We start from the raw sequence: 12,551 nt of genomic DNA on the forward strand, positions 1-12,551 counted from the left end.
ACGAAGGATTCCATTGTCGGAATGTTAATTCGTTGCGGAATCGCTTGCGAAGGTCGCCAGTATCGGCCATGGTTTATACGGCTGCGGGGGGCTGCATCGAGGAGGACTGCGTTCTGACCGGCACACACACCACCGCCGTCGACAAGATCACCGGCACCCCGGGCGGATCCGCCGCAACGGGCCCTGTGATCGAGATCGACCACGTCACGAAGCGCTTCGCCGATTACGTGGCGGTGGCCGACGCCGACTTCTCGATCGGTTCGGGTGAGTTCTTCTCCATGCTCGGGCCGTCGGGCTGCGGCAAGACCACCACGCTGCGCATGATCGCCGGGTTCGAGACACCCACATCGGGCGCCATCCGCCTAGAAGGCGCCGACGTGTCCCGGGTCCCGCCGCACAAACGCAACGTCAACACCGTCTTCCAGCACTACGCCCTGTTCCCGCACATGTCGGTGTGGGACAACGTGGCCTACGGACCGCGCAGCAGGAAGAAGGACAAGCCCGAGGTCAAACGTCGCGTCGACGAGCTGCTCGAGATCGTCCGCCTGACCGACTTCGCCAAGCGCAGGCCGGGTCAGCTCTCCGGCGGTCAGCAGCAGCGGGTGGCGCTGGCGCGGGCACTGGTGAACTACCCCAGCGCGCTGCTGCTCGACGAACCGCTGGGCGCCCTCGACCTCAAGTTGCGCCAGATCATGCAGTTCGAGCTCAAACGGATCCAGCGCGAGGTCGGCATCACGTTCATCTACGTGACGCACGACCAGGAGGAGGCGCTGACGATGAGCGACCGCATCGCGGTGATGAACGCAGGCAACGTCGAGCAGATCGGCACGCCGAACGAGATCTACGAGCGGCCCGCCACCGTGTTCGTCGCGAGCTTCATCGGCCAAGCGAATCTCTGGCCGGGACGCCAGACCGGCCGGAGCGACGGTGGCCTGGTCGACGTGGAGGTGCTGGGCGCCACGCTGCGGGCCCGCGCCGGCGAGACCACCATCGAGGCAGGCGGCCACGCGACGCTGATGATCCGCCCCGAGCGGGTCAGGGTCGCGATGGAACAGCCCGCCGCGCAGTTCGCGGCCGTCCGCGCGAAGGTGGCCGACCTGACCTTTCAGGGGCCGGTGGTGCGGCTCTCGCTGGCCGCCGCCGACGGCTCCGCCATCGTCGCGCACGTCGGGCCCGAGCAGGAATTGCCGCTGCTGCGCCCGGGCGACGAGGTGTTCGCCTACTGGGCGCCGGAAGCGTCGCTGGTGCTGCCCGCCGCGGACATCCCCACCACGGAGGACCTCGAGGAGATGCTCGACGATTCCTGATCGTCGAGCCATCCGGTCCGCTCCCCTCACCCATCACGAAAGGCACACCCGCCATGCGCTCCAAGAACTCCGCCGACATCGACCCCACACTGCTCGCCCGGCTGACCGCGGCCCGGACCTCCCGCCGGCGCTTCATCGGCGGGGGCGCCGCGGCGGCGGCGGCCCTGGCGCTGGGTCCCACCGTGCTGGCCGCCTGCGGGTCAGACAGCGGCGGCGGGTCGTCGTCGGCGACCGCCACCGACGACGGGGCGCCGGCCAGCGGCAATCTGCGGATCTCGAATTGGCCGCTGTACATGGCCGACGGCTTCATCGCCGCCTTCCAGACGGCGACCGGCCTGACCGTGGACTACAAAGAGGACTACAACGACAACGAGGAGTGGTTCGCGAAGGTCAAGGAGCCGCTGTCGCGCGGCCAGGACATCGGTGCGGACCTCGTGGTGCCGACGCAGTTCATGGCGGCGCGGCTCAACTCGCTCGGCTGGCTCAACGAGATCAGCGAGTCCCGGTGGACCAACAAGAAGAACCTGTTGCCCGAACTGATGAATTCGCCTGCGGATTCGGGGCGCAAGTTCAGCGCGCCGTACATGTCCTACATGGTCGGCCTGGCCTACAACCGGGCAGCCACGGGCCGCGACATCACGAAGGTCGACGACCTGTGGGACCCCGCGTTCAAGGGCAAGGTGAGCCTGTTCTCCGACACCCAGGACGGGTTGGGCATGATCATGCTCTCGCAGGGCAACTCGCCGGAGAACGCGACTTCCCAGACGGTTCAGCAGGCGGTGGACCTCATCCGCGAGCAGAAGGACCGCGGCCAGATCCGCCGGTTCACCGGCAACGACTACTCCGACGACCTCGCGGCGGGCAATCTCGTGATCGCGCAAGCCTATTCGGGTGACGTCGTGCAGCTGCAGAAGGACAATCCCGACCTGCAGTTCATCGTGCCCGAATCCGGCGGACTGACCTCCATCGACACCATGGTCATCCCCAACTCGACGAAGAACAAGACCGCCGCCGAGGAGTGGATCAACTACGTCTACGACCGGGCGAACTACGCGAAGCTGATCGCCTTCACCCAGTACGTGCCGGTGCTCTCGGACATGGACGCCGAACTCGACAAGCTCGATCCGGCGCTGGCGAAGAATGAGTTGATCAACCCGCCGCAGGCCACCCGCGACAAGCTGAAGACCTGGCCGGCGCTGACCGATGAACAGACCCAGGAGTTCAACGCCGCCTACGCCGCGGTCACCGGCGCCTGACCGATGGCAGGCACCGCCACCAGCAGTAGACGGCGCAGCTGGATCGCGCCGTATCTGATGATCCTGCCCGCGCTGGCGTACCTGGCGATCTTCTTCGTCGTGCCGCTGGTCTCGCTGGCGCGCACGTCGCTGTCGTCGTCGGGCGGGTCGGTGTTCCTGCCGACGCTGACGTTCTCCTGGAACTTCGGCAACTACGCCGACGCGTTCAGTCGCTATCACGACCAGATCCTGCGGTCCTTCGGTTACGCGCTGACCGCGACGGTGGTGTGCCTGCTGCTGGCGTTCCCGCTGGCGTACGTGATCGCCTTCAAGGCGGGCCGGTTCAAGAACCTGATCCTGGGTCTGGTGATCCTGCCGTTCTTCGTCACGTTCCTGATCCGGACCATCGCCTGGAAGACGATCCTGGCCGACGACGGCTGGGTGGTCTCCGCACTGGGCACCGTCGGGCTGCTGCCGAGCGACGGCCGGCTGCTGTCCACCAGCTGGGCGGTGATCGGCGGGCTGATCTACAACTGGATCATCTTCATGATCCTGCCGCTCTACGTCAGCCTGGAGAAGATCGATCCGCGGCTGGTGGAGGCGTCCAAGGACCTGTACTCGTCGAACACCCGCAGCTTCACCAAGGTGATCCTGCCGCTCGCCCTGCCGGGTGTGCTGGCCGGCAGCCTGCTCGTGTTCATCCCCGCCGCAGGCGATTTCATCAACGCCGAGTACCTCGGCAGCACCCAGACCACGATGATCGGCAACGTGATCCAGCAACAGTTCCTGGTGGTCAAGGACTATCCGGCCGCCGCGGCGCTGAGCCTGGTGCTGATGTCGATCATCCTGGCCGGCGTCCTGCTCTACACCCGCGCGCTGGGCACGGAGGACCTGGTATGACGACGCAGGCGGGCGCCGCCGTGGCCGCAGCGGCCCGGAAGGCCGGGCAACCGGGGAAGACCATCAAGGGCACCCCGAAGTGGGGTGACTGGGCACTGCGGATCGTGGCCGGTCTGGTGCTGGTCTACCTGTTCATCCCGATCTTCGTGATCGTGCTGTTCTCCTTCAACGACCCGAAGGGCAAGTTCAACTACAGCTGGCAGGGGTTCACGCTCGACAACTGGCGCGATCCCTTCAAGTATCCGGCGCTCACCGAGGCGATGAAGCTCAGCCTCAATGTGGCCGCGGTGTCGACGGCGGTCGCGCTGGTGCTGGGCACGCTGGTGGCGATCGCACTGGTGCGCCAGCGGTTTCGCGGTCAGCGGGCGGTCGACACGTTCCTGATCCTGCCGTTGACGGCGCCCGAGGTGGTGATGGGTGCGTCGCTGCTGGTGCTGTTCCTCGACCTGGGCTGGGCGACGGGCTACGTCACGATCCTGTTGGCGCACATCGCGTTCGAGGTCAGCTTCATCGCGATGACGGTGCGGGCCAGGATGCGCGGGTTCGACTGGACGCTGGAAGACGCGTCGATGGATCTGGGCGCGGGTCCGGCCAGGACGTTCTTCAAGGTGACCCTGCCGCTGATCGTTCCGGGAATCATCGCCGCGGCGATGCTGTCGTTCGCGCTGTCTCTCGACGACTTCATCATCACCTACTTCGTGAGTGGCTCGTCGGTCACCTACCCGCTGTATGTGAACGCAGCCGTGAAGGCGGCGGTGCCACCGCAGATCAACGTGCTGGCCACCGCGATCCTGGTGGTCAGCCTGATCCTGCTCGCGGTGGGAACGCTCTACCGGCGCAAGCGGATCGACGGCTGAGGCGGGTCGTCCTGGTTTCATCGCCGGGTGGACGGGGCATCCGGCCCTGCGACAACGCTCGTTCGAGGGGAGACACCGTGCCCGCGCCATTGCTGTCCGACGACGCCACCGCGATGCTCTCCAAACCCAATCCGGCCGTCATCAGCACGGTCAGGCGCGACGGGCAACCGGTGTCCGCTGCCACCTGGTACCTCCTGCGCGACGGTCGCGTGCTGGTGAACATGGACGCGGGCCGCAAGCGGCTCGAGCACATCCGCCACGACCCGCGGGTGTCACTCACGGTGCTGGACGGCGAGGACTGGTACACCCACGTCACCCTCATCGGCCGGATAGTCGACATCTATGCGGACGACGGCCTCGGCGACATCGACGCCCTGTCCCGGCACTACACCGGTGAGCAGTACGCACAGCGAGACCGCCCGCGGGTCAGCGCACTGCTCGAGATCGAGCGTGTGCACGGCTGGGGTGCGCACAAGAACACCAGCCAGCCCGACGGCCGGGGCTGACACCGGGCTGGGCAGAACCCGCGGTCGTCGCCGCGCGGCGGCTGTACCAGGGCTGTCAGGGGTCCAGTGTCACCGCCACCGAGACCTCACCGCGGTCGTCGCGATGCGCCACGGCGTGCCCCGTCCGGTCGCGGCCCTCGAAGTCCAGCAGGGTGATCGGCGCGCCGCCGTCGAGGAAATTGCGCCACCAGTTCTTCTTGCCGGGGGCCACGATGCCGATGACGATCGTGTCGCCGCGGCGGCGGTAACCCACCGGCGTCTCGAACGTGGTACCCGAACGGCGTCCCACATACCGGATCACGACCAGGCCGCGGCCGACCAGCCGGCCCACGAGGGGCAGGTTCAGCAGTCGCACCACACCGGCATTCACGACACCCACGAGCGGCGAGTCGAACATCCCCCGCGCCATCGCCACCTCCCTGATGCTCCGACGAGCGTAGCCCTCAGCCGACCTCGGCGGGTACCGGCGCCGACCGGTCACCCGCACGCGCGGCGCCCGCGCCCGCCGCCACCACGAAACACATGCCGGCCACCGCCGAGGCCTCGGGGATCTGGTGCAGGATCGCCCATCCGATGACGAGCGCGAAGGCCGGTTCGAGGCTCATCAGCGTGCCGAACGCGGCAGTGGTGAGCCGACGCAGTGCCAGCAGTTCCAGCGCGAACGGAACCACCGGCAGCAGCACGGCCAATCCGAGGCCGATCAGCAGGAGTTGCGGAGTGAGCCGGTCGAACACGTCGGGACCGACGACTGCGGTCGCGACCAGCGCCGCCACCGGCATCGACACCGAAAGACCCCCGATCCCGGCGACCTGGTCACCGACCCGCTGGGTCAGCAGGATGTAGCCCGCCCAGCAGCACCCGGCGGCCAGCGCGTACATCACGCCGACCGGGTCGACGGTGCCCGACCACGGCTCGGTCATCAGCAGCACCCCGGCCGCCGCAAGGGCGGGCCACAGGATGCGCCCACGGCCGCGGCCGTGGGCGACCGCCACGGCGAGCGGGCCGAGGAACTCCAGTGCGCTGGCCGTTCCCATCGGAATCCGCTCCAGCGCAGCCATGTACAGCAGGGTGATGCCTGCGGTGACGACGCCGAGGCCGACACAGGTGGCGAACGTCCGGCGGGTGAACCGCGCGGCGCGTGGCCGCAGCACGACGAGGAACAGCAGGCCGGCCCAGCTGAGCCGTAACCACGCGGCGCCGTCGGCGCCGATCCGGTCGATCAGCGCGACGGCGACCGCCACGCCGAGTTGCACCGACAGCATGGCCGCCACGGCCATGAACGCCCCGGTGCGGACGTGACTGCTCGACATTCCTGCATTGAACGGGAGTCAGACCGTTCGCGTCCACGCGATTTCGACGGACACATTGTTCATGTTCCGTGAACGGTCGGTGTGGCCGTCACGCAACGAGGTGTATCGCGCCGTCCTGCAGCCGGACCGGGACCGTCTGCAGCCCGAACCGGTTGCCGAACAACCGGACCATCGCCGAGTACGGGCGGAATCCGAAGATGCGGCCCTTCGGCCCTTCCACCATCCGGCCGCTCGTCACGTCGTATCGTGCGCGGTGCCAGGGGCATTCCAGACAGCCCGACGCGGTGACACGGCCACGCCCCATGCGGGCGAACTGGTGGCGGCAGACGTTGCCGACGGCGAACGGTTCTCCGTCGGGCGTTACGCCGACCGCCAGGACGCCGTGCCGCTCGGTTCTCACCTCCCGGACGCCGCGCTCGCCGAGCTGGTCGACGCGGACGAGCACGTCACCCTGTGCCTGGACGGGATTGTCGTGGGTGACCGGGGGCAGCATGCTGCCGGTGTCGACGCCGCGCTCGTGCGGGTCGTTGCGAAGGCGGACCATGCCCTAACGGTGCCCCGGATGGGGGCCGTCAAACGCGGCCTGCCGGTCAGCTCTGCGCGGCGTACCGCTGGGCGAGATTCCGCAGGGTCGACGCGATGCCCTCGGCGTTCTTGCGGTGCATGCCGAACATCGTGATCAGCAGCGGGGCTTTGGCCGTCGAATAGTCGAACGTCTCGGTGACCTCGGTGGAGTCGGCCGCCACCTGGGTGAGCTCCCAGCGCCAGCGGTGCCCGAGCGGATGCTGCCACTCGATGACCCGATCGTCCTGCGCGACGGTGACGGTGGACGTGATCGTGTACGGCACGCCGTACTGCTTCATGCCGACGGTGAACGAGTCACCGGGCGCCACGCGATGCGGTCCGGTGATCGGCACGTCGCGGATCGTGCCCGAGCCGTCGAGCTCGGGGTGGCGGTGCGGATCGGCCAGCAGCGCGTAGATCTCGGCCGCAGGGGCGTTCACCCGCACACGCCGGGAGACTTTCTGGGTACCGGTGTCGAGTGCCTCGACGGTGGAAGTGACCATGAATTTCGGCTACCCCGTCGCCCCCGGACGGCAAACGCCGGCCGGTCAGGACGACGGAGCCGCCGGTTCGTATCCGCAGATGGCCTCGACCTTGTCGGCCGATGCGCTGCCGGGGTCGAACTCATAGCCCAGCCATTCCCGCGCCAGCCGCCGCGCGAGCTCCAGGCCCACCACGCGCTGTCCGAAGCAGAGCACCTGGGCGTTGTTGGACAGCACCGACCGCTCGACGGAGAAACTGTCGTGTGCGGTGACGGCGCGGATGCCGGGCACCTTGTTGGCGCTGATCGCCACGCCGAGGCCGGTACCGCACACCAGCAGCGCGCGGTCGGCCTTGCCCTCGGCCACCAGGCGTGCGGCGGCCACCGCTATGTGCGGGTATGCCGTGTTCTCGTCGGTGCCCACGCCGATGTCGGTGACCTCGGCGACGCGTTCATCGGCCTTCAGGTCGCCCTTCAGCGCTTCCTTGTACTCGTAGCCGGCGTCGTCGGAACCCACCACGATGCGAAGTCCGTCGGTCATTTCCTGTCTCCTCCTGCGGTCGCCGTGAGGCAGCCCGCGACGGTGCGTGCGCACATCGCCAGTGACGTGGCGCCGGCATCGGGTGTGCCGACACTGCGCTCGGCGAGCGGCCGGGCACGGCCGACCTTGGGCCGCATCTCGGCGGTGGCGCGGGCCGCGTCGGTGGCGGTCTCGGCCGCCGATGTCCAAGCCTGTTGCCAGGATTCGCCGTCTGCGGTCCGGCGCTCGAGTTCCTCGACGAACGGCAGCAGTGCGTCGAGCATGGTCTTGTCCCCCGGTGCCGCGCCGCCGAGTTCGATCAGCGCGTCGTAGCCGTCGCGCAGGCCCGCGGCCACGGTGGCGGAGTCCGGGCGGCCGGTGTCGCCGAGGCGTCCGCCGATGGCGCTGAGCAGTGCGCCCCACAGCACGCCGGAGGTGCCGCCGGCCTTGGCCGCCCACTCCCTGCCCGCCGCGGTCAGTACGGAGCCCTGGCCTGCGCCGTCGTCCACGGCGCGGGTGGCGGCGGCACGGGCGGCCGACGACCCCTTCACCATGCCGCGGCCGTGGTCGCCGTCGCCTGCGACCGCGTCGATGCGGCCGAGCTCGTCCTCCGCGTCGGCCAGCATTGCGGCCATCGCCTCGAGAGCCTTCGCCACCAGCCGGCCGCCGGCCCGGCCGTCCTCGTCGGAAAGCTCGGCCGGCCGCGGTGCGTCGGGTGCGGATGCGGTGTCGGATTCCGAGCGCCGCGGACCCTGCCCGGCGACCGGCACCGCGCCTTTCCGGTAGGCCGGGGTGTCCGCGGGGGCGGTCCAGTACCGCTCGAGCGTCTCGTCGAGCCACATCACGGTCAGCGAGCAGCCCGCCATGTCGAGACTGGTGACGAGTTCGCCCACCTCGGGCTCGACGACCGTGTAGCCCCGCTCGCGCAGCAGCCGTGCCGCCTCGCCCCACACCACGAACAGCTCTTCGTACTTGGTGCGGCCGAGTCCGTTGAGGATCACCGCGATGCGCTCCCCGGACTGGTCCGGCTTCTCCGCCAGCACGCCGTCGACGAGGGTGGCGGCCAGGTCCGCCGCCGTCGGCATCGACTCCTCGGCCACCCCGGGTTCGCCGTGGATGCCGAGGCCGACGCCCATCGTGCCCTCGGGCACGGTGAACAGCGGGTGATCGGCACCCGGCAGGGTGCAGCCGTCGAACGCCACCCCGAGGGTGCGGGTGGCGGCGTTCGCGGCTTCCGCGACCGCGACCACACCCGCGAGGTCGAGACCCTCCTCGGCGGCGGCGCTCGCACACTTGAAAACGGTGAAATCGCCTGCGATGCCGCGTCTCTTGGATTCTTCGCCCTTCGGGGCGCTGGCGACGTCGTCGGTCACGGCGAAGTAGTGCGCGTCGATGCCCTCGCCGCGCAGCTGTGTCACCGCCAGGCCGAAGTTCATCACGTCGCCCGCGTAGTTCCCGGTGGTGAGCAGCACACCCGCGTCGCCGTGCGCGGCGCGCGCCACCGACGCCGCCTCCTCGGCCGACGGGGAGGTGAAGATGTTGCCGACCACCGCGCCGTCGGCGAAACCGGTTCCCACCGTGCCGCAGAACGCCGGGTAGTGGCCGGATCCGCCGCCGATGACGACGGCGACCTTCCCGGGCCGGGTCTCCTGGGCGCGCACCACTCCGCCGGGCACGCCGACGACGTAGCGGGCGTTGGCGTCGAGGAACCCGGCGAGCATGTCCTCGGTGAACCGCGCCGGGTCGTTGAAGAGCTTGGTCATCGCAACCGATCTCCGGACTCGGCGTCGAACAGGTAGACCCGCTCGGGCGGCGCGGTGACGGTCACCTGCTGCTCGGGCTCATAGCTCTCCGCGGCCGGTGTCTGCACCACGATGCCCTCCTCCATCCCGGCGACGGTGCTGGTGGCCAGGCCGAACTCGAGCAGGTGCTCGAAATACGCGATCGTGGCGGCCACGCCGCGGGACGGGTCGGCGGCGATGGCGCAGTCCTGCGGGCGGACGCCGACACTGACCTTCGTGCCGTCGGCGACGCCGGTCACGGTGGTGTCCAGAGCGCCTGCGTCCCTGCCGATCTCGACACGCACGCGGCCGTCCACCGTGCGCGCGGTACCGCGCAGCACGTTGATCTGCGGTTCGCCGACGAACTGCGCGACGAACAGGTTCGCCGGGTCGTCGAACACCTCGTCCGGGGTGCCGAACTGCTGGACCACGCCGGCGTCCATCACCGCGAGGCGGTCGGCCAGCGAAAGGGCTTCGACCTGATCGTGGGTGACGACGATGGTGGTGTAGCCGAACTCCCGCTGCAGCACCTTCAGTTCACGCCGCACCCGCTGGCGCGCCGAGGCGTCGAGGTGGCTGAGCGGTTCGTCGAGCAGCAGCACCGGTGGGTTGCGGACCAGTGCGCGGGCCAAGGCCACCCGCTGCTTCTGACCGCTGGACAGCCCCGCAGGCCGCAAGTTCATCATCTCGCGCATCTCCAGCCGCTCACTGATGGAGTCGACCATCTGCTCGGCACCTTTGACCTTGCGTGCCTTCAGGCCGTAGAGCAGGTTGTCGCGCACCGACATCGGTGGATACAGCGCGTAACTCTCGAATCCGACCCCGATACCGCGCTTGGCGGCGGGCAGCCCGGAGATCTCCCGCTCACCGATCTTGATGGACCCACTGGTGACGGTCTCCAGTCCGGCGATCATCCGCAGGGTTGTCGTCTTGCCGCACCCCGAGGGGCCGAGCAGCGCGATCAGCTCACCGGGAGCGATGTCGAGGTTGATGCCCTTGACCGCCTGGAAACTCTCGCGTCCCCGCGCCATGTACGTCTTGACCAGGTCGGTGAGGGTGAGGCTCTGCGCGGTGGTGGTCTTCGGGTCGACCGTCGTGGTCGTCACTTCATCGCCTCCAGCATCTTGTCGGCGCCGAGCCGCGGGGTGTCGCCGTCGCCGGCGGAGAACACGTGGATGTCGCCGTCCGCGACCGACATGGTGATCTCGGCGCCCTCGTCGACGCCCTCGCGGCCGGACGCCAGCACGATCAACGGCACTCCCCCGACCTCGACGGTCAGCTCCACGTTGCGGCCGAGTCGCTCGGCGAGCGACACCCTGCCGCGCAGTACGCCCGCACCGGGGGTGACGTGGATGTCGCAGGGCCGCAGGCCGACTCGGACCCGATCACCCCGGTCGACCGAGGTGCCCGCGGGCACCGGCACGTCGAACGAGCCGTCACCGAGCCGGATCCGGCCGTCGTCGACCACGCCGTCGAGCAGGTTGATCTCCGGTTGGCCCAGCGCCTTGGCGACGAAGGTGTCCGCCGGTCGCCGCCAGATCTCCTCCGGGGTGCCGATCTGGACGAGGGTCCCGTCGCGCATCACCGCGATGCGATCGCCCAGCGCGAGTGCCTCCTGGTAGTCGTGGGTGACGTAGAGCGTGGTGGTGTTCGACATCGCGCCCAGTTGTTTGAGTTCGGCCCGCATCGAGGCGCGCAGCTTGGCGTCGAGGTGGCTGAGCGGTTCGTCGAGCAGGTAGATGTCGGCCGGCCGCACCAGCACCCGGCCCAGGGCGACGCGCTGACGCTGGCCGTTGGACAGCTCGCGCGGGAACCGCTTCAGCAGGTGGTTGATCCCCAGCGTGGTGGTGACCTGGTCGATCCGCTCGGTGCGCTGCGCCTCGGTGTAGCGGCCCGTGCGGCCCGATTTCAGCGGCGAGGCGAGGTTCTCGCTGACCGTCTTCTGCGGGTACAGCGCGTAGCTCTCGAAGGCCATCGCGACGTTGCGGTGATACGGCTCGACCAGGGTGACGTCCCGGCCGCCGATCGCCACCGACCCGTCGTCGATGTCGACAAGGCCTGCGATCGACTTGAGCGTCGTGGTCTTGCCCGCGCCGCTCGGACCGAGGATGACGAAGAACTCGCCGTCCTCGATGTCGACGGATATCCCGTTGACCGCGTGGGTTTTCCCGAACGACTTGTGCAGATCGACAACCGATACCGTGGCCATCAGGCTTTCACCGCCCCGAACGACAGGCCCCGGACCAGGTAGCGCTGAATGGTCAGCGCCAGGATGAGGGGCGGAAGAGCCGCGATGATCGCCGCCGCGGCCGTGAGGTTGTAGTACGCCTGGCCGCCGCCGCCGAGGAACTTCGTGATCGCCACGGTGACGGTGCCGGCATTGCTGTCGGCCAGGATGAGCGGGAACACGTAGTTGTTCCAGGCGAAGATGAACGCCAGCAGCGCCGCGGCGGCGATACCCGGCCGCACGATCGGCAGCGCGACCATCATGAACGCGCGCCTGCGGGTGTAGCCGTCGAGCAGCGCCGCCTGCTCGAGATCCTCGGGCAGGTCCTGGAAGTAGGACCGCAGGATCCACACCACCAGCGGCATGGTGACCAGTTGCAGCACCCAGATCATGCCGACCTTGGTGTCGAACAGCCCGATCTGGTTGTAGATCACGAACAGCGGCACGATCACCATCAACTCCGGCGCGAAGCGGAACGACAGCATCTGGAACATCAGGTCGTTGGAGCCCCGGTACTGCCAGCGGCCGGCGGCGTAGGCGGCCGGGATGCCGATGACGAGTGAGACCAGAACGGCGCCACCGCAGTTGAGCAGGCTGGTGAGCAGAGACGCCTTGAAGTCGACGCTGGTCATCTGGGTGCCCTTCTCGGACAGCACCGTGGCGAAGTTCGACCACGTCGGGCTGAACGAGAAGTAGGTGGTGGTCTGCTGCTCGGCGTTCTTCAGGGCCAGCATCAGCATCCAGAAGATCGGGAAGAGCGAGAACAGGAACCAGAACACCAGTCCGACGTCGGCGGCCACCGCGCCGATCGAGAGCCGCTTCTGGCCGGGGAGCAGTTCGGCCCGGCTCAATTTCAGTGCCAT

Annotated in this window: 14 protein-coding genes; 5 read left to right on the plus strand and 9 right to left on the minus strand. The window is 68.7% G+C overall.

Features of this window, described 5'->3' with window-relative positions; genetic code table 11:
- Positions 1–185 precede the first annotated feature (185 nt).
- The 5 genes from AB0K11_RS19970 to AB0K11_RS19990 all read left to right on the plus strand — a co-directional run bounded on the left by AB0K11_RS19970 (position 186) and on the right by AB0K11_RS19990 (position 4,805).
- Entirely contained in the window at positions 186–1,307 is a 1,122-nt protein-coding gene (locus tag AB0K11_RS19970; RefSeq protein WP_364981807.1) for an ABC transporter ATP-binding protein, read from the plus strand.
- Between the two features lie 53 nt (positions 1,308–1,360).
- Positions 1,361–2,563: a spermidine/putrescine ABC transporter substrate-binding protein gene (locus AB0K11_RS19975; protein WP_364980663.1), complete on the plus strand. Its 1,203-nt coding sequence runs from the start codon at positions 1,361–1,363 to the stop codon at positions 2,561–2,563.
- A 3-nt stretch (positions 2,564–2,566) separates the two neighbouring features.
- Complete coding sequence (locus AB0K11_RS19980) at positions 2,567–3,442, plus strand: ABC transporter permease (protein WP_364980665.1); 876 nt, start codon at positions 2,567–2,569, stop codon at positions 3,440–3,442.
- Positions 3,439–4,299, plus strand: coding sequence for an ABC transporter permease (locus tag AB0K11_RS19985; RefSeq protein WP_364980673.1), 861 nt, complete (start codon positions 3,439–3,441; stop codon positions 4,297–4,299). The genes AB0K11_RS19980 and AB0K11_RS19985 overlap by 4 nt, the downstream gene beginning before the upstream one ends.
- 77 nt (positions 4,300–4,376) lie before the next feature.
- Positions 4,377–4,805, plus strand: a complete 429-nt coding sequence (locus tag AB0K11_RS19990) for a PPOX class F420-dependent oxidoreductase (protein WP_364980676.1) — start codon at positions 4,377–4,379, stop codon at positions 4,803–4,805.
- A 55-nt stretch (positions 4,806–4,860) separates the two neighbouring features.
- Here the strand turns inward: AB0K11_RS19990 and AB0K11_RS19995 are convergent, their stop codons facing one another.
- The 9 genes from AB0K11_RS19995 to AB0K11_RS20035 all read right to left on the minus strand — a co-directional run bounded on the left by AB0K11_RS19995 (position 4,861) and on the right by AB0K11_RS20035 (position 12,551).
- Positions 4,861–5,214: a hypothetical protein gene (locus tag AB0K11_RS19995; RefSeq protein ID WP_364980679.1), complete on the minus strand. Its 354-nt coding sequence runs from the start codon at positions 5,212–5,214 to the stop codon at positions 4,861–4,863.
- Between the two features lie 34 nt (positions 5,215–5,248).
- Positions 5,249–6,115, minus strand: a complete 867-nt coding sequence (locus tag AB0K11_RS20000) for an EamA family transporter (RefSeq protein ID WP_364980682.1) — start codon at positions 6,113–6,115, stop codon at positions 5,249–5,251.
- Positions 6,116–6,203: 88 nt separating this feature from the next.
- Positions 6,204–6,659, minus strand: a complete 456-nt coding sequence (locus AB0K11_RS20005) for a Rieske 2Fe-2S domain-containing protein (RefSeq protein ID WP_364980685.1) — start codon at positions 6,657–6,659, stop codon at positions 6,204–6,206.
- 46 nt (positions 6,660–6,705) lie between these two features.
- Positions 6,706–7,182, minus strand: a complete 477-nt coding sequence (locus AB0K11_RS20010) for an SRPBCC family protein (protein ID WP_364980688.1) — start codon at positions 7,180–7,182, stop codon at positions 6,706–6,708.
- Between the two features lie 45 nt (positions 7,183–7,227).
- Entirely contained in the window at positions 7,228–7,701 is a 474-nt protein-coding gene (locus AB0K11_RS20015) for a ribose-5-phosphate isomerase (RefSeq protein ID WP_364980691.1), read from the minus strand.
- Positions 7,698–9,443 carry a D-erythrulose 4-kinase gene (gene derK, locus AB0K11_RS20020; RefSeq protein ID WP_364980694.1) on the minus strand — a complete coding sequence of 582 codons (1,746 nt, stop codon included), beginning with the start codon at positions 9,441–9,443 and terminating at the stop codon, positions 7,698–7,700. The genes AB0K11_RS20015 and derK overlap by 4 nt, the downstream gene beginning before the upstream one ends.
- Positions 9,440–10,567 carry an ABC transporter ATP-binding protein gene (locus tag AB0K11_RS20025; RefSeq protein WP_364980697.1) on the minus strand — a complete coding sequence of 376 codons (1,128 nt, stop codon included), beginning with the start codon at positions 10,565–10,567 and terminating at the stop codon, positions 9,440–9,442. The genes derK and AB0K11_RS20025 overlap by 4 nt, the downstream gene beginning before the upstream one ends.
- Positions 10,564–11,670: an ABC transporter ATP-binding protein gene (locus AB0K11_RS20030; RefSeq protein ID WP_364980701.1), complete on the minus strand. Its 1,107-nt coding sequence runs from the start codon at positions 11,668–11,670 to the stop codon at positions 10,564–10,566. The genes AB0K11_RS20025 and AB0K11_RS20030 overlap by 4 nt, the downstream gene beginning before the upstream one ends.
- Entirely contained in the window at positions 11,670–12,551 is an 882-nt protein-coding gene (locus AB0K11_RS20035) for a carbohydrate ABC transporter permease (RefSeq protein ID WP_364980704.1), read from the minus strand. The genes AB0K11_RS20030 and AB0K11_RS20035 overlap by 1 nt, the downstream gene beginning before the upstream one ends.

Origin of the sequence: Mycobacterium sp. NPDC050551 (assembly GCF_040674075.1) — a bacterium.
GTDB lineage: Bacteria > Actinomycetota > Actinomycetes > Mycobacteriales > Mycobacteriaceae > Mycobacterium.

What these genes read in the sequence shown, in the direction of transcription:
- AB0K11_RS20030 (WP_364980701.1), bottom strand. Translation starts at nt 11,670, where the DNA reads ATGGCCACGGTATCGGTTGTCGATCTGCACAAGTCGTTCGGGAAAACC.
- AB0K11_RS20010 (WP_364980688.1), bottom strand. Translation starts at nt 7,182, where the DNA reads ATGGTCACTTCCACCGTCGAGGCACTCGACACCGGTACCCAGAAAGTC.
- AB0K11_RS19995 (WP_364980679.1), bottom strand. Translation starts at nt 5,214, where the DNA reads ATGGCGCGGGGGATGTTCGACTCGCCGCTCGTGGGTGTCGTGAATGCC.
- AB0K11_RS19975 (WP_364980663.1), top strand. Translation starts at nt 1,361, where the DNA reads ATGCGCTCCAAGAACTCCGCCGACATCGACCCCACACTGCTCGCCCGG.
- AB0K11_RS19985 (WP_364980673.1), top strand. Translation starts at nt 3,439, where the DNA reads ATGACGACGCAGGCGGGCGCCGCCGTGGCCGCAGCGGCCCGGAAGGCC.
- AB0K11_RS20005 (WP_364980685.1), bottom strand. Translation starts at nt 6,659, where the DNA reads ATGGTCCGCCTTCGCAACGACCCGCACGAGCGCGGCGTCGACACCGGC.
- AB0K11_RS20000 (WP_364980682.1), bottom strand. Translation starts at nt 6,115, where the DNA reads ATGTCGAGCAGTCACGTCCGCACCGGGGCGTTCATGGCCGTGGCGGCC.
- AB0K11_RS20015 (WP_364980691.1), bottom strand. Translation starts at nt 7,701, where the DNA reads ATGACCGACGGACTTCGCATCGTGGTGGGTTCCGACGACGCCGGCTAC.
- AB0K11_RS19980 (WP_364980665.1), top strand. Translation starts at nt 2,567, where the DNA reads ATGGCAGGCACCGCCACCAGCAGTAGACGGCGCAGCTGGATCGCGCCG.
- AB0K11_RS20035 (WP_364980704.1), bottom strand. Translation starts at nt 12,551, where the DNA reads ATGGCACTGAAATTGAGCCGGGCCGAACTGCTCCCCGGCCAGAAGCGG.
- derK (WP_364980694.1), bottom strand. Translation starts at nt 9,443, where the DNA reads ATGACCAAGCTCTTCAACGACCCGGCGCGGTTCACCGAGGACATGCTC.